We start from the raw sequence: 16,179 nt of genomic DNA on the forward strand, positions 1-16,179 counted from the left end.
CATTGCCTACTTTCTTTATTCTTTCTTTTAAACACCGAGGGAATAGAATCCCTCGGTGAGCTGATCTTTTACTGATAGCGTGGGCCAAAATGTTCACACGCTTTAAAATCGGCGCCTTCTAAATCTTTGGTGCCAAATCCACTAAAGGCATGTGGTCGGAAAACTCTTTCACGTGGCACGTTATGTAGCGCGACTGGAATGCGCAACATGCTAGCTAACGTAATGATATCTGAACCGACGTGGCCATGAACCGTGGCACAGTGGTTTGAGCCCCAAGCATTCATGACTTCGTAAACCGATTCAAAACCGGCTTCGCCTAAGTTTGGCGCAAACCAAGTTGTTGGCCAAGTTTTATCCGTTCTTTCATCTAACACTTGATGGATGTCGTCTTCTAAAACACACGTGTATCCTTCGGCGATTTGAAGCGTTGGTCCAACCCCTTCAACCATGTTCAAACGAATAACCGTTACCGGCATTTCGGCCGCTGTTTTGAAGTGCGAAGAATAACCGCCACCACGGAAATATTCATAGTTTGCACGACACCAGTCCGTTGCTTCTAAACAAGCTTTTATATCCGCTTCGGTCATGTTCCAAAACTCTTTCATTGTCCCTTGACCCTGTTCGTCTTTGGCTGCCGCACTGCCATCAAGGGCCGATGCTCCTGAGTTGATTAAATGCAATACCCCATTAGCCGCACGCCCGGTTAATGGCTTACCAGTTACTTTTTCAACGGCTGCCGGGCTCCAATAAGTACGAACATCAGAGAAAATCGGCGCTTTATTCGTAATTAGCGTTCCAAAAAGCATCGAAACGGCATTTAGCGTATCATTTTCGGTCGCAAATGCAGTCACTGGGCGCGCGCCATTCCAGTCAAAGGTCGAAGCCATAATTGCTTCAGTAAAATCACCATTTGGTAACCAGTCGGTCCATTGTCGTTGGCCTTGGAACCCACCGGCAATGGCATCGCGACCACGGGCTTCTTCTTCCCACCCAAGTTCTGCTAAGCGTTCATTGCCAAATAAAATATCGCGAATGATGATGGCTTGTTTCGCAATAAATTGCCAATCCTGATCGGCTGGAATCACTTTTGACTTGGTAATCACCTCAGGAAACGCTTTGCCTTCGTTAATATCAATGCCTTCTTGGCAATTGGCTTGAATCCAAGCAAGGGCTTTTTCATATTCTTTTGGATCATAAATTTCTAATGTAATGCGACGTAAAATTTCGGTCATATCAACAAACTCAACCGGCATGCCTAAGTATTTGCCAAAGAAATGATCGTCGACTTGTGAACCGGCAATCCCCATACAAGAGGCCCCAATGTTCACATACGATTTGCCTTTCATTTGTCCGACTGCCAGAGCGCCTCGGGCAAAGCTCAAGATTTTTTCAGCCACATCCGCTGGAATGGAATGATCATCTAAATCTTGCACGTCATGGCCATAAATTTTAAACGCAGGCATGCCTTTTTGGGCATAACCAGCCATCGCAGCCGCTAAATAAACGGCACCTGGGCGTTCCGTCCCGTTAAAGCCCCAAATTGCTTTAATGGTTTCTGGCTCTAAGTCCATCGTTTCAGTCCCATAACACCAACTTGGCGTGACCGATAACGTACCGATAATATTTTCACGACTAAATTGTTCGCGAACAATGCCCGCATCGCCTCGACCACCAATTGTTCGTTCGGCTAAGACACATTGTACGGGTGTTCCGTCGGCATAATGTAAGGTGCTTTCGATTAATTCTTTAGCAGCTTTGGCCATCGCCATTGTTTTTTCTTCTAGTGATTCGCGTACGCCACCTTGGCGCCCGTCGATTGTCGGACGAATTCCGATTTTTGGATAATTACGCATCGTTTATTGCTCCTTTGTCTTATCAATTATTATTTATACAATAGTTGTTGAATCTCATCTGAATCAATATTTGATTGGTCATACCATTCAACGCCAGTATCAACATCAGAAACACTTTCGCCATTTGCTGCTTTAACTGCTAAAGAGACTGCTTCATAACCAATTTTCACAGGATTTTGTGTCACTGAGCCATAGAATTTACCATTTCGAATCGCATCTTGTTGAAGTGCACCAGAGTCAAAGCCGATCGCAATCACTTTGTCACCATCTGTTCCAATACGATTACCTAAACCTTCATCCGCGTTAATAATTGATTTTGCACCAAATTCATTTGAACCATAAATACAGATTAAATCTTTCTTTTCTAACAAGGCTTGCGCTTCCGTTTTTCCAGCTGCATCCGTCACTTCTGCCGGGACGCGTAATTCAATAATAATTTTTGCATCTGATTCTTTGACATCATTTTTAAACTTGTCATGACCAGTAATTGCTACTTTTCCTTTTCCAACTGCTGAATCTGCTTCTAATAATTCAGTGATTTTATCAATGAAACCACCTGTACGTTGTGAAATTGATAGTGAATTTACCTCTTGCGAAATAATTCCAATCCGATTAACACCTTCACCTAATTTCTCTTTAATCCCTTCATAAGCACGTTCTGCTGCAATTCCACCGGCATTATAGTTGTCAGTTGAAGCAGTTGCCTTTACAGCTCCTTCTGGTGCATCAGGAACCCCTGAGTCAAATCCAATAATTGGAATATTTTTATTTTTTGCTTGATCGATTGCGTCTAATTCTGCATTTGTATCAAGTGCTGCTAACGCAATTGCACTTGGATTTTTGTTAATCGCATTATTCAGCATTTCTAACTGCTCAGCGATAGCGGTTTCATCTTTAGGTCCAACAAAAGTCATTTTTACGCCATTTTCTTCTGCTGCTTTTTTTGCCCCTGCTTGAACGGCCTTCCAAAAGTCATGTTGGAATCCTTTAGCAACCACTTCAACTGTTAAGTTATCCGAGCCACCTTTTTCTGCATTTGCTGGTTTTTCATTGCCGCAACCTGCTAATAATGTTAATGCTGTTAATCCTGTTAATAATCCAATACTTAGTTTTTTCATCTTTAATAGTCCCCTTTTATATTTTATTTTTTCTTGCTATTTCTGTAAATATCAACATATACGGCTAGAACGACTACAAACCCTGTAATAAAAATTTGATAGTGCGGTTGTAAATCTAAATAAGGTAATCCTACTTTTAGAACTGTCATAATAAAGACACCAATCATTGTACCAAGTATTGAACCCACACCACCACTTAAGGAAGTGCCACCCACGACAACTGCTGCAATACCATCCATCTCAAAACCAGCTCCTGCACCAGGCATGATTGTCGTATAAGTTGCCGCGTAAGCAATCGCTGCTAATCCTGCAAATAATCCTGCAATCACATAAGCTGTTGCTTCACCTTTAACAATATTAACCCCTGAAAGGCGTGTTGCCTCACTGTTACTACCAATCGCAAAAATATAACGACCCGTCTTTGTTTTATTTAATACAATGGCAGCTAAAATCCCCATCCCTAATAAGAAAAATACACCTGTTGGAAAATTATCTGCCGTTCTAAATAATGACTTGTACCAACCATCATCTGTTCCTCTAAGTGGAAAAGTTTCCGTTTGAACATTTGAAATAATTGAGCTCAATCCTCTAGTAATCATCATTGTTCCTAACGTTGCAATAAAAGCTGGTAATTTAAATTTAGCTACTAAAATACCATTTAATAAACCAAAAGCCGTAGACATGACTAATATTGAAAGCAAAGCAACCCATAAAGGTGCTCCTAGTTGATTGTAAACAACCCCTCCAGTAATTCCTGCGCACATCATATTGGTTCCTATGGATAAATCAATCCCACCAGTGATAATCACGAAAGTCACACCTAGTGCTAAGAAACCAACATAATAAGAGGCATCTAAAATACTCGTTAAAGTATTGGCGCTTCTAAAAGCTGGACTCATAAAGGCAAAGAAACCATAAATTAAAAAGAGAACGATTAAAATAATTAACTGCTGTAATCCTATTTTATCAATGATCTTTTTGACATGTAACTTATCTTTTTTATTGATTGTTTCAACATTTGCTTCCATTTATACCGCTTCCCCTCTCATTGTTGCGTAATGTAAAATATTTTCTTGTGTTGCTTCAGAAATATCTAACTCACCTGTTTTTCTCCCTTCACACATCACGATTACGCGATCGCTTAGTCGTAGTATTTCCGTTAACTCGGATGAAATCATGATAATCGATTTGCCTTTTTTAGCTAGACTAGTCATCAATTCATAGATTTCACTTTTGGCACCTACGTCAATCCCTCGTGTTGGTTCATCGAAAATTAAAATGTCACTATTTTGTTCAAGCCACTTAGCAATGACAACTTTTTGCTGGTTTCCTCCAGATAAGTTTCTAATCAATTGTTTCCCTGAAGGTGTTTTAATTTTTAATGATTGAATGTATTCTTCGCTCTTCTTTTCGATTGAAGCATCGTCAATAAAACTTGTCTTCATATAATCTTCTAGATTGGTTAAAACAATATTATTAGCCACTGACATACCAACTATTACCCCAAATTGTTTTCGATCTTCTGATAAATAACCAATTCCGTGATTCACGGCATCGCGAGGTTGCGTAATCTCGACCTTATTTCCTCGGACAAAAATCTCACCAGAATCTTTTTTATCTGCACCAAAGATGAGTCTAGCCATTTCTGTTCGACCTGCTCCCATCAATCCAGAGAAGCCTAAAATTTCACCTTTTTTCAATGAAAAACTCAAATCTTTCACTTTTGGTCCATAATTTAGATTTTTCACTTCTAAAACAACTTCGGCATCGGCTGGTACTTCTGAATGTGATTTTGGGTCTTCGTAGATTACTCGTCCAACCATCATATGAATAATTTCATCTTTGGTTGATTCTGCTGTATCGATTGTTCCGATATACTCACCATCGCGCATCACCGTCACTCGATCCGTGATTTTTTTGATTTCATCCATTCGATGCGAAATATAAACAATACCAATATTTTGTTTTCTTAAATCATCAATAATCTTAAATAACTCTGCAATTTCTGTTTCTGTTAACGCCGCGGTCGGTTCGTCAAAAACAACCACTTTTGCATTCATCGAAATCGCTTTGGCAATTTCGACCATCTGCATTTTTCCAACAGTTAAATTACCCACCTTTTCTTTTGGATCAATATCCATATTTAATCGAGCAAATAATTCTTTCGTTTTTTTGTTAATTGCATCATCGTTTGTAAAGATACCTTTCATCGATTCTCGTCCAATAAAAATATTCTGAGCGACAGTTAAATGGTTAATCATATTTAATTCCTGATGCACAATAACCACACCTGCATCCATCGATTCTTTTGGACTAGAAAACTCTACTGCTTGATGGTCGTAAATAATTTCGCCACTATCTTTTTTGTGAATACCTGTTAATACTTTCATCAAAGTTGATTTTCCGGCACCATTTTCGCCCATTAAAGCATGAACTTCACCCTTTCTTAAATTTAATCCTGCATTTTTTAATGCTTGGACCGGACCAAAACTTTTAGAGATATCTTTCATTTCAAGAATGGTTTCCAAATTCATCTTCCTCTCTTATTCTTTCACGACACCTTTTTTCAAAATAACGTTGGCATAGATTGCTTTTTCTCCTGTTGCGACAATCGCATAGGCTTTTTTTCCTCGTTCATAAAAGGCTTGTCTTTCCATATATTCAATTGAAATTTCTTTTGTACTCTTTTCATTTATTATTTTTTTATACTCTTCCCAAATGACTGGGACAACATCATCACCTGGAACAACAGACATTAAAGCCACTGGTTCTGGAACATATGCGTCTAATGGCATTAACTCCAAAATGCTATCTAGTAGTTCTGGGACATTTAAACCATCGCAACGCACGAGCAAATTGGCATTGGACGCTGCTGGATAATTACCATCTGAAATTACAATTTCATCGCCATGTCCCATCTCCATCAATACTTTTATCAATTGTGGTGAAATATTTTTAGGTATTTTATTTAACATAATACGCCTCTTTTTTCGATAATTTTTTGATAATTAGAAAATTCTTGATCCCAATCATTCTTGGTGTTGCCTGGGAAATAGTATTTTACAGCAGTTGATTTTTTCACCCATTCTCTTACTTCATAAATATTAGAGAACACACCTTGCGCTAAAAGCTGTGCTGCAATATTACCAATTGCAGTTGCTTCAACAGGTCCGGCACAAACACGCATATTGGCTGCATCTGAAACCATTTGACATAAAATTTCAGCTTGCGATCCACCACCGACAATATTTACCGTATCAAATTCCATTTCTGTGGCGTCGTTAATTTCTAAAAAAGTGTATTTATATTTCATTGCTAAACTCTCATAAATACAACGCGCTAATTCTCCATCTGTTTCAGGAATTTCTTGATTCGTTTCGAGTGCATAATTTTGAATTCGAGAAACCATATTGCCAGGCGTTGAAAATAAAGGATCATCGGTATCTATCCAACACTTAAATGCTTTTGCTCCACTTGCTAAATCAGCTAACTCAGCAAAACTATACTTTCTACCTACTTCTTCAAAGTTTCTTCTCAACTCTTGAATAATCCAAAGACCTGTACAATTTTTCAAAAAGCGAGTCGTGTTATCGATTCCTTTTTCGTTCGTTAGATTATATTTGTAAGCCTTTTCATTGACAATCGGCATCGGAAGTTCTGTTCCAACTAAAGACCAAGTGCCGCAAGAAACGAACAAGAACTTCTGATTACTTGGAATACTAATGACCGCACTCGCCGTATCGTGTTCGCAAATATTATAGACTGGAATTTCAGGTATTCCTAAACTCGCTTTCGTTTTTCCTAAAAAATTTCCTGATTCTACTAGTTTCGGCATAATTTCAATAGGAATATTAAATTTCGAAAGAATATTTTCAGCCCATTGATTCGTGTGAACATCAATCATTTGAGAAGTAGATGCAATACTCATTTCAGCCGCTTTTGTCCCCGTTAACAAATAATTCATCAAATCGGGCATGAATAAAATTTTATCGATCGATTCAAATAATTCAGGATTCTTATTTTTTATCGCTAATAATTGAAATAAGGTATTTATTTCCATAATTTGATTACCCGTTTGGTGATAAAGCTCGTTTAAATCGATTTGTTCTTTAACTTTCTCAATCATGCCGATTGTTTGTGTATCTCGATAGTTATAAGGATTTTGAAGTAGTTCGCCTTCTTTGTTAAGCAAACCAAAATCAACACCCCATGTATCAATTCCTAAACTATCAATTTTATATTTTTGACAAGCTTTTTGAATTCCTAAAAGCACTTGTTCAAACAAATAGTTAATATCCCAAAATAAATGACCTTCTTTTTCTATTGGATAATTAACAAAACGATGAATTTCATCTAACTCGAGTGCCCCTTCTTTAAAAACACCAACAATTGCTCTTCCAGACGAGGCCCCGAAATCAAACGCTAACACATTTTTTTGCATTGATATTCCTCTCTTTTAACTGTATTTTTTATAGCCTGGGTGCTTTCCTGTTACGCCATAGTTTTTTCTCATACTAAATAAATTCTCTAATTTTTCTCTTGGAATTTCTTCTTCTGCTTGGCCTCCAAGTAACATCCGCGCGTGAAATGTTGTTTTAGCCACTAGTTCTAATGTTTCCATTCGATAATAAGCCGTGATTAAATCAGAACCCACCGCTAAAGCACCATGATTTTCTAGTAATAATACATCGTGTTCTTGTAAGTACGGCGCAATTGCTTCGGGCACTTCGTTTGTTGATGGTGTGCCAAAAGGAGTAATTGGTACTGAGCCAATAATAATTGCATTTTCAATCAAAGAATAACTGTCTAACGGAATATGTGCTAAGGCAAATGCTGTAGCCACCGGTGGATGGGCATGAACAACAGAGCCAACATCTGGTCTTTCTTTATATACACGTAAATGCATTTTAATTTCACTCGATGGGCGATATTCCCCATTTGCTTCAATGATTTCTGCCTTTTCATTAATCTTGATTAATTTATCCGGTGTAATAAAACTTTTACTGATTCCTGTCGGTGTACAAATAAAAGTGTTCTCATCAATTTTCACTGAAACATTTCCGTCATTTGCCGCTACCCATCCTAATTGCCACATTTTATTACACACGTCACATAATTGTTCTCTAATTAAATTTTCATCCATTGTTTTCTCCTCCAAATAACTTCTAATCTACGCCATCATTATATAAGCGCTTACAAAAAATGTGAATAGAATAACAAAACGATGAACTTTTCATGATTTATATCGTTATTTTAATCCATTATCGTTCATTTCCGTTCATAATATGGTATAGTAGCTTTCGTAAGGAGGAAGATCGATGGAACTACGAGAAAAAGAAATACTAACTATTTTACAAAAGAAAAAACATATCTCAAACAAAGAATTATGTGAAATACTGCATTGTAGCATCTCTTCTCTGAGAAGATCTTTAATTATATTAGAAGAAAAAAATATTGTAACTCGGGTCAGAGGGGGCGTCATGTTGTCTCAATTTCCTAATTTAGAATATTCGCATTCTTTCAGGGAAGAAACAAACGTTATTGAAAAGAAGAAAATAATTTCCATAGCAAAAGATTTTGTAGGACCCGGTCAATGTATTTTTCTAGATTCAAGTAGTACAGTTCAACAACTTATCCCTTTTATTACCCAGGTACCAAACTTAGTCATTATTACAAATAGCTTAAAAACGGCGACACTATTGAGCGAATCAAATAACGAATCATTTAAAATTTTTATTACTGGCGGAGAAATAAATATGAACTCTAGCTCTGTCATTCCATCAAGTAATGATAGTATTTATTCGTCTTTCTACTATGACTTAGCATTTTTCTCTTGCCGAGGACTAAATGAAGACGGTATTTATGAAGCAAGCTTTAATCAAGCAACTATCAAAAAAGAGATGATGTCTCGAGCAAAACAAAAAGTATTATTAGCTGACAATACCAAATTTGATTCCACTCACTTCTTTAAAATTAGTAATTTTAGTGACTACGATACAATTATTACGAATAAAGAACCTAACGATACTTATATCGATTTAATCGAAAAAAGCGGCTCAGAAATTATTTATCCCGCATAAGTGGCATAGTAAATAAAAGACAGCAGTTTATTCCTAAGCAAAGGAATGAAACCGCTGTCTTTTGTTGTTGGATTATTACTTATTGAATCATTGACCTTTATTTTTTACTCAAAGAAAAAAAATATTGTAAAAATCGAGTTTAGTTCTATCTACAACAACTGTTAAAGTACTTCACTATTAATCATAAAATAACCTTATTCACTCTTTTAAAAAAACAACATCGACTACTTTCTCTCGTAGTCGGTGTTATAAGATTGCAAAAATCTATCCCTCACTCACCGTCAAATACTTATACAACTTGCTATCAATTGATTGCGCAAACTTTAGGTTCATTTGGACAACGCTTTGTTTTTTTCCATCTTTTACAGATTTTTCAACTTGTTTAATCGTCGTTACATCTGGTTTTACTTCCCCTAAATAATAAAAATCTGTGCCTTCATCATTTGATTTTTGGGCAAAGACATAGATATCCCAATCTTTTGCATTTTGTAAGATCTTTACTTCCGGAGAATGAATCGTTCGAGGTGATTTAGTAAAATAATGAAGCGTATTTTCATCTAATAATTCATCTTCATATGCCATTAGAGCCCCTTTAAAGTCTTCTTCCTTGTGCAGGGTCACAAAGATAACAAATTGACGACGGTCTTGTTTATATGTATAGCCACCAATATTTTGATCTACCATTTGCTCTTTCCAATTTAGAAGACGAATCGTATCACGACGGCGGTACTTATTGTATAAAGTATAAGGTTGGTGTCCTTGATAGTTTTTAGATTTCTCCAAAGAAACACTCAGACAATCCTCGAATAAATGAACAAAATAGGGATTTTGTAATGCCAACTTTAACGTCTCAGAAACTTGAATTTGATCATCCTCGACTCTTAAAAATTCCCCACCGGCATAATTTGTTTTTAGACTACCGACATAAAAAGATAGATCTAATGTGCCAATGACTGAATCTATGGTCTCTTCATCGGCGTCAAAACCATTGCTTAAAAATAATTTTTTTATACTTTCTCTTGTAAAGGATAATTCACCTTGTAAAATTTTTTGAATAACAAATAGCTCTTGTTGTCTCATCCCTGGAAGTAGTTCACGACCAAATACTTTCAATAATTTTCCTTCATTTACTGTTAAGTGACGATCACTTTCCTTGATTTTAACTAAAAATTCTTGGTAATGTTCAAATTTATTAACCAAAACTAATGGGTCTAATACCCCTTGTTTTTGAAAATCATTCAAATAAGGAATTCGATTCAATCGGTTTTTCATTTCTTGATAAATACGTCTTAGCTCTGCCATTGAATCCATCTTTGCTGTATTAATCGATTTGAAAATTCTTTCTTTCGCAATTGCTTCAAAATTAATAGAAGAAACACCACTTATATAATTCGTTTCAAATGTACGTTGCCTTAAATTATTTTTATTTCGACTCACGTCACCGGATAAAGCCATTGGAATCATATAATTATTCTTATAGTTACCAATAAAATCGATCACAGTGACAAATTCTTTGGATGGGTCTTTTCGCAGTCCACGACCCAATTGTTGGACAAAAATAATACTTGATTCTGTATTTCTTAACATAATCACTTGATTAATTTTTGGAATATCAATGCCTTCATTAAAAATATCAACAGTGAAAATATAGTGAATTTGTCCCGCTTCTAATTTTTCTATTTCCTTTTCTCGTGCTTCAATCGTGTGATCGCCAGTTAAATAACTAGCAGGGATTCCCCTTTCAATAAAAGCTGTTGCTAATACTTTTGCTTCTTCTTTACGACTACAAAATACAAGTCCTTTGGGTTGATTGTGCGAACAACCATAATACTGAATTCGATCCAATAAAAAATTAACACGTTCGGTCGCAACTAGATCTTGCAATTGACTTGTTTCTGAAATCACTTCGCCTGAAACTTCATAATCAGTGACACCAAAATAATGAAATGGACACAGGAAATCTTCTTCTAACGCTTCTTGCAAACGAATTTCATAGGCGATATTGTAATCGAATAATTCAAAAATATTATAGCCATCCGTTCTTTCTGGTGTTGCTGTCATACCCAATAAAAATTTTGGATTAAAATAATCGAGTACTTTCAAATAACTCTGGGCTCCTGCTTTATGCACTTCATCAACTAAAATATAATCAAAATAATCTTGAGAAAACAATTCTTGATAGACATCCTTTGAGATTGTTTGGATCGTCGCAAATAAATATTTAGCCTCAATTTCTTTTTTGTTCCCCGATAAAATACCATAATCTGAATCTGACCCGCCAATTATTTTTTTAAAAGACGCTTTGGCACTCATTAAAATCTGCTCACGGTGAACAATAAATAACATCTTATTTGGTCTTGCTTGTAAAACATCAAAGGCTGATAAATAAGTTTTTCCTGTACCGGTTGCTGAAATTACTAAACCTTTTTTCTCTTTCGCAATTCGTAAATCTCGTAAATTTTTTAACGCTGCTTGTTGCATTTTATTTGGCATGATATAACCGCTCAAATCATCGCCTTTTTCAAAAACCGATAGATCCTCTTTATTCACAATTAGTGGGTGATAGTTTTGACGATACTCTTGAATCCATTCTTGATTTAATGTTAAAGATTGCGTCCATTCTTGTTGCATATTTTCCCGAATTTGATGAATAATCGCACCATGGTCATAAGAAGTCAAGCGTATATTCCATTCATAATTTACCTTTAAAGCGTTCATTGTCAAATTAGAACTACCAATAATAAAACTTTGGTAATTTTTTTGAGAAAATAAATAACCCTTTGCATGAAAGCCAGCTTTTTCTGAAATACGAACTTCTAAATTCGGAATACTTAACAACGACTCGAAAACGTCAGGGTGATTAAAATTTAAATAGGTTGAAGTCAATAGTTTCCCTTTAATCCCTTTTTGATGCAAATCAGATAAATGCGTCTTTAATGCATTTAAACCACCTTGCGTGACAAAAGCAATTGAAAAGAAAAATTCTTCGCAACTATCGATTTCATCTTGTAAAATATTAAGAAAATACTCTTTCTTTTCAGGCTGATTGATGATTATTTTAGGATCGTATTTTGAGCCTGCCAAATCCCGATTAATGAAAGCTTTCTTTAACGATTGTTCTAGAACGTCCATATTTTTATCCTTTCCTAGTTGCAATAGAAATTATCATGCCTTAATACTTTCAAACTAAATATTGATCTATACAAATAAATATACTATGTTATTATTTAAGTAATTTAATTGAAAGATGGTGTGCTGAATGATAAATGAAAATGTAATCCACAAATCGTTTGGTCAAGGAACAATTCTTGAAATGACTGAAGATACCATAACGATCGACTTCAATAATCTCGGTGTCAAAAAATTAGCAATCCCTATCTCTTTTCAAAACGAATATTTACAGTTAGAAAATACCGACAAACAAACTAACTATCTCGAAAAAGTTAAGAAACAAAGAGAGATTGATAAAAAGAGGAGCATTGATAAACAGATTTTAGAGGTTAGCGCCCCACAATGCAAACCCGTAGCAATCAATGATTTGCTAATCGGATCTATCTATTCTAACAAAGAAATTACAACTATTTTCAAATGTTCTCCGCAAATGGGGATGCGACGATCTTTAAAAACAAATTCCCTAGTCTTAGTATCTATACATAGTAAAAATCACGAGCAAAATCCTTATGAAGACCGGTGGGAAGCGGATGGGTTGTTTCATTATACTGGAATGGGCTTAACCGGCGATCAAGATTTAGAGTATATGCAAAATAAAACTTTATACCACTCTAATGAAAACGGTGTCAACGTTTATCTTTTTGAAAGTTTTAAAAAAAATGAATATATTTTTAAAGGTGAAGTCATTTTAGCTAAGGAACCTTATACTGTAACTGAGAGTGATTCAACAGGTTCTATAAGAAAAGTCTATAAATTCCCTCTCGCTTTACTTTAACTATTGCGATAACCACATTCTATTGTTTAAATAATAGAATGTGGTTATACTCAGCATCTCAAACAAGGTTGAATTTTACTTCATTTAATTTTTCCACTGCTGGAATATCAGCTGGCGCCCATTCTAGTGAAGATAATGCTGAAGGATCCAACCACTTAATTGCAATATGTTCTGTCAATTTGGGCTCTCCTGTTTTCAATTGACAAATAAACGTGGTTAGGTTTACAATTCCAAAATCATACTCATAAGCCGTCTGTTCAAATTGACTTTCTTCAACAGACACTTCTATATTTAGTTCTTCAACCAATTCCCTTTTCAATGCTTGCCGAGGCGTCTCTCCCTCTTCAATTTTACCACCAGGAAATTCCCACAAGTAAGCCAAGGTTTTTGACTTGCCTCTTTGTGCACAGAGAACTTTGCCATTTCTTATAATAATTGCACCAACTACATTTATTTCTTTTTTCATTCTTACCTCCGATGATTCGAACTTCTTTCTTATTAGTATAAATCACTAGAAGATTTAAAGAAACCTTTCTTACTTTAAAAAACACGAGCAAAAAGCCTCCCAAGGACTTCTTCAAGGGAGACTCATAATTGAATTCTTTACTATACAGAGTTGTGTCCAATAATTTCAGTTATAATCCCATTCGTTTGCTCTAAGCATAAACTTATTTATACGATTTGATACAACTCTAACAATTCTTTGCGTTTAATTTCAATACCCACTCGATTTAGATTTGGTGTTATTTTTTTGAACAATTGATCGACTAGCTCCATTCTCGAACGATCTTCAGCGTAATGAATACATCTATGGCAGGCTGGGCACAACGCAACAATATTCTCTACAATATCAATCCCATGTTCAAAAATACCTTGATAAGCAATCGGGATTAAATGATGGGCTTCTACATAATTTTGATGCGTTTTTCTTGAATTAAAAAAGCGATGATTTCCGTTCACTTGGCATTCAAAATTAGCTAATACAATGGCATTCGCTCCTACTTGTGCCTTTCTTTCGTAGCGAGTCATACTTCCTATCACTAAGCTCGCTCTTGGTTGCGGACTATCATTCCAAGTCGGTATCTTTCGCGAAGGTTGTAATATTTTTTCAACAGCTCTTTCATACGTCAAATCATTATTCGTATTTTCCATATCTTCTTTTTCAGACTTGAACTTAATATAATTACTCACCGCTGAAGAATACATTCTTCGTGGATCGTTTACCATTTGTTGCTCCAACATTCGAACATCTGTTAGCAATTGACTAAGTTCTTCAACGTTCTTCATTTGGTAAAAACTTAAACCGATATCTCTTAGGATTCTCTTATGAGCTTGCCTAGCGTACTTACTAATTGAGCTCTCTGATAAACCTTTTTGCTGCATCCATTTTTCAAATTGAACCTGTTCTATTTGACTTTGAATCGGTATCACCTCTATTCATTTCTATTGTTATTATTAATACGATTTTTTTCATTTTTCATTTGATTTTAGATAGAAAAAATATTTTTTAAAATTACTCTTTCTCTCAGTATAAGCCACCTTCACACTTAAAGAAACCTCTTACATATAAAATAACATTTCCAAAAAAACTCTTACATATTTTTCTAAACAAGACTTGAACTTCAGCATAAAAAACACCACCAAACTTGAACAGAACTAAAAACTGTGTATAATACTATTTAATTCAATAAGAAAAATGTTTTCTAGGGTTCCGTGGCAAGTAAGCTGGTCTGGTCCAAGAGGAGACGCACAGCTTGTCTGTGTCACGGAAGGATAAAAGCCTGGGAGAAACTGTTTAACAGTTATCTTCTAGGCTTTTTTTTGAGCCGAAATAAATTGGGAGGAATGATTTAATGAATACAAATTGGAGTAAAGTGGTCATTGCGGCTTTTTTTGAGGTGCTTTGGGTCATTGGCTTGAACCACGCAAATAGTTTTGTGGCTTGGATTGGTACAGCTGTTGCGATTTTCATTAGTTTTTATTTAATGATTATGGCCGGCAAAAAACTACCGGTTGGAACGGTCTATGCTGTATTTGTAGGACTAGGAACGGTAGGGACGGTTTTTTCCGATATCGTCTTCTTTGGTGAGTCATTTAAAGTGACGAAAATTGTCTTTATTTTAGTGTTATTAGTAGGGGTCGTTGGTTTGAAGCTCGTTACGAAAGACTCTATTCAAGAAGGGGTTGAATCTTAATGGCTTGGTTTGCTTTAATCATTGCCGGTTTATTTGAAATGTTTGGTGTCCTAATGATAAACCAATTACACAAAGAGCGTAACTGGCAATCTCTCGTGTTCGTTGTGATTGGTTTTGGCGCAAGTTTTATATTCCTTGCACAAGCTATGAAAACCTTATCCATGGGGAAGGCTTATGCGATTTGGACGGGAATTGGTGCTTCGGGTGGGGCGATTTTAGGGATGTTATTTTATGGAGAATCAAAAGATTGGAAAAGAATCTTTTTTATCATAATGGTGCTTGGGTCTGCAATTGGTTTAAAACTCGTATCGTAAAAAATAACTTAACAAGTAGTAGCAAAAGGTTTAACAGCGTACCCTTCCTACAATCTTTTGCCTTTCCCCCCTAATCTTTAATAGAATGAAATTGTATAAAACTATAAAAAAAGATTGGCAGGTATAAATATGTGTACAGCAAAAGAAAAAATGTTAAATGGGGAGTTTTATAATGCTTGGGACGAAACGTTGGTAGAAGACCGCGATCGTGCGAAATCATTACTTTTTGAATTTAATCAGATCAACCCGGCAGAAAGAGAAAAACGGTTGGAAGCCTTAAAAAAATTGATTCCTGATTTAGGGGATAACCCGTGGATTGAATCGCCATTTAATTGTGATTATGGTACAAATTTGACGATTGGGGATCACTTTTATGCAAATACGAATTGCACGATTCTTGATTGTGCAAAAGTTACAATTGGAAATCACGTATTAATTGGACCAAACGTTGGTTTTTATACGCCCAACCATGCTTACGACGCGCAAGAAAGAATAGACGGCTGGGAAAAATCATTACCTATTACAATTGGTGATGCAGTTTGGATTGGTGGTTCGGTAACGGTTTTAGGTGGGGTAAGTCACTAATGGTGCGTAAATAAAATAAGAATATTCAGATAATTTACTTTTCAAAAAAATGTTAAAAACGAAGAGTGCTCGCGCAGAGGATGACCTT

15 protein-coding genes and 1 riboswitch are annotated in these 16,179 nt (G+C 35.8%); of the genes, 5 read left to right on the top strand and 10 right to left on the bottom strand.

All coding sequences use genetic code 11. The features are described from left to right. Window positions 1-68: 68 nt before the first annotated feature. The 7 genes from JOD14_RS09620 to JOD14_RS09650 are packed head-to-tail and all read right to left on the bottom strand — an operon-like array spanning window position 69 to window position 8,114. Complete coding sequence (locus tag JOD14_RS09620; RefSeq protein WP_204654610.1) at window positions 69-1,853, bottom strand: L-fucose isomerase; 1,785 nt, start codon at window positions 1,851-1,853, stop codon at window positions 69-71. Window positions 1,854-1,882: 29 nt separating this feature from the next. Then, window positions 1,883-2,971, bottom strand: coding sequence for an ABC transporter substrate-binding protein (locus JOD14_RS09625; RefSeq protein WP_204654611.1), 1,089 nt, complete (start codon window positions 2,969-2,971; stop codon window positions 1,883-1,885). A gap of 23 nt (window positions 2,972-2,994) precedes the next feature. Beyond that, entirely contained in the window at window positions 2,995-3,999 is a 1,005-nt protein-coding gene (locus JOD14_RS09630) for an ABC transporter permease (protein WP_239576165.1), read from the bottom strand. Next, window positions 4,000-5,505: a sugar ABC transporter ATP-binding protein gene (locus JOD14_RS09635; protein WP_204654612.1), complete on the bottom strand. Its 1,506-nt coding sequence runs from the start codon at window positions 5,503-5,505 to the stop codon at window positions 4,000-4,002. Window positions 5,506-5,514: 9 nt separating this feature from the next. Next, complete coding sequence (locus JOD14_RS09640) at window positions 5,515-5,946, bottom strand: RbsD/FucU family protein (protein WP_204654613.1); 432 nt, start codon at window positions 5,944-5,946, stop codon at window positions 5,515-5,517. Beyond that, on the bottom strand, window positions 5,940-7,412 hold the full coding sequence (locus tag JOD14_RS09645; RefSeq protein WP_204654614.1) for a rhamnulokinase: 1,473 nt from the start codon (window positions 7,410-7,412) through the stop codon (window positions 5,940-5,942). The genes JOD14_RS09640 and JOD14_RS09645 overlap by 7 nt, the downstream gene beginning before the upstream one ends. A 15-nt stretch (window positions 7,413-7,427) precedes the next feature. Then, complete coding sequence (locus JOD14_RS09650; RefSeq protein WP_204654615.1) at window positions 7,428-8,114, bottom strand: class II aldolase/adducin family protein; 687 nt, start codon at window positions 8,112-8,114, stop codon at window positions 7,428-7,430. 175 nt (window positions 8,115-8,289) lie between these two features. On the opposite strand from JOD14_RS09650, the gene JOD14_RS09655 reads away from it, so the two are divergent. After that, window positions 8,290-9,051: a DeoR/GlpR family DNA-binding transcription regulator gene (locus JOD14_RS09655; RefSeq protein ID WP_204654616.1), complete on the top strand. Its 762-nt coding sequence runs from the start codon at window positions 8,290-8,292 to the stop codon at window positions 9,049-9,051. A gap of 264 nt (window positions 9,052-9,315) precedes the next feature. On the opposite strand, the gene JOD14_RS09660 is transcribed toward JOD14_RS09655, so the two are convergent. Then, window positions 9,316-12,183 (bottom strand): DEAD/DEAH box helicase, encoded by a 2,868-nt coding sequence (locus tag JOD14_RS09660; RefSeq protein WP_204654617.1) that lies wholly within the window; start codon window positions 12,181-12,183, stop codon window positions 9,316-9,318. 127 nt (window positions 12,184-12,310) lie between these two features. On the opposite strand from JOD14_RS09660, the gene JOD14_RS09665 reads away from it, so the two are divergent. Next, window positions 12,311-12,997 (top strand): SRA domain-containing endonuclease, encoded by a 687-nt coding sequence (locus JOD14_RS09665; protein WP_204654618.1) that lies wholly within the window; start codon window positions 12,311-12,313, stop codon window positions 12,995-12,997. A gap of 58 nt (window positions 12,998-13,055) precedes the next feature. Here the strand turns inward: JOD14_RS09665 and JOD14_RS09670 are convergent, their stop codons facing one another. Together JOD14_RS09670 and JOD14_RS09675 are read right to left on the bottom strand one after the other, a co-directional pair. After that, entirely contained in the window at window positions 13,056-13,463 is a 408-nt protein-coding gene (locus tag JOD14_RS09670) for a (deoxy)nucleoside triphosphate pyrophosphohydrolase (RefSeq protein ID WP_204654619.1), read from the bottom strand. Window positions 13,464-13,669: 206 nt separating this feature from the next. After that, the gene (locus JOD14_RS09675) at window positions 13,670-14,284 is read right to left on the bottom strand and encodes an HNH endonuclease (RefSeq protein ID WP_204654620.1); all 615 of its coding nucleotides are present in this window, start codon (window positions 14,282-14,284) and stop codon (window positions 13,670-13,672) included. A 405-nt stretch (window positions 14,285-14,689) separates the two neighbouring features. Next, a riboswitch (guanidine-I (ykkC/yxkD leader) is annotated at window positions 14,690-14,787 on the top strand. Window positions 14,788-14,850: 63 nt separating this feature from the next. Here JOD14_RS09675 and JOD14_RS09680 point away from each other — a divergent pair. The 3 genes from JOD14_RS09680 to JOD14_RS09690 all read left to right on the top strand — a co-directional run bounded on the left by JOD14_RS09680 (window position 14,851) and on the right by JOD14_RS09690 (window position 16,091). Next, window positions 14,851-15,192, top strand: coding sequence for a DMT family transporter (locus tag JOD14_RS09680; RefSeq protein WP_204654621.1), 342 nt, complete (start codon window positions 14,851-14,853; stop codon window positions 15,190-15,192). Next, entirely contained in the window at window positions 15,192-15,506 is a 315-nt protein-coding gene (locus JOD14_RS09685) for a DMT family transporter (protein ID WP_204654622.1), read from the top strand. Before JOD14_RS09680 ends, JOD14_RS09685 begins: the two co-directional genes overlap by 1 nt. A gap of 129 nt (window positions 15,507-15,635) precedes the next feature. Further along, window positions 15,636-16,091, top strand: a complete 456-nt coding sequence (locus tag JOD14_RS09690) for a sugar O-acetyltransferase (protein WP_204654623.1) — start codon at window positions 15,636-15,638, stop codon at window positions 16,089-16,091. The last annotated feature ends 88 nt before the right edge of the window (window positions 16,092-16,179 follow it).

Origin of the sequence: Enterococcus lemanii (assembly GCF_016909125.1) — a bacterium.
Classification (GTDB): domain Bacteria; phylum Bacillota; class Bacilli; order Lactobacillales; family Enterococcaceae; genus Enterococcus_I; species Enterococcus_I lemanii.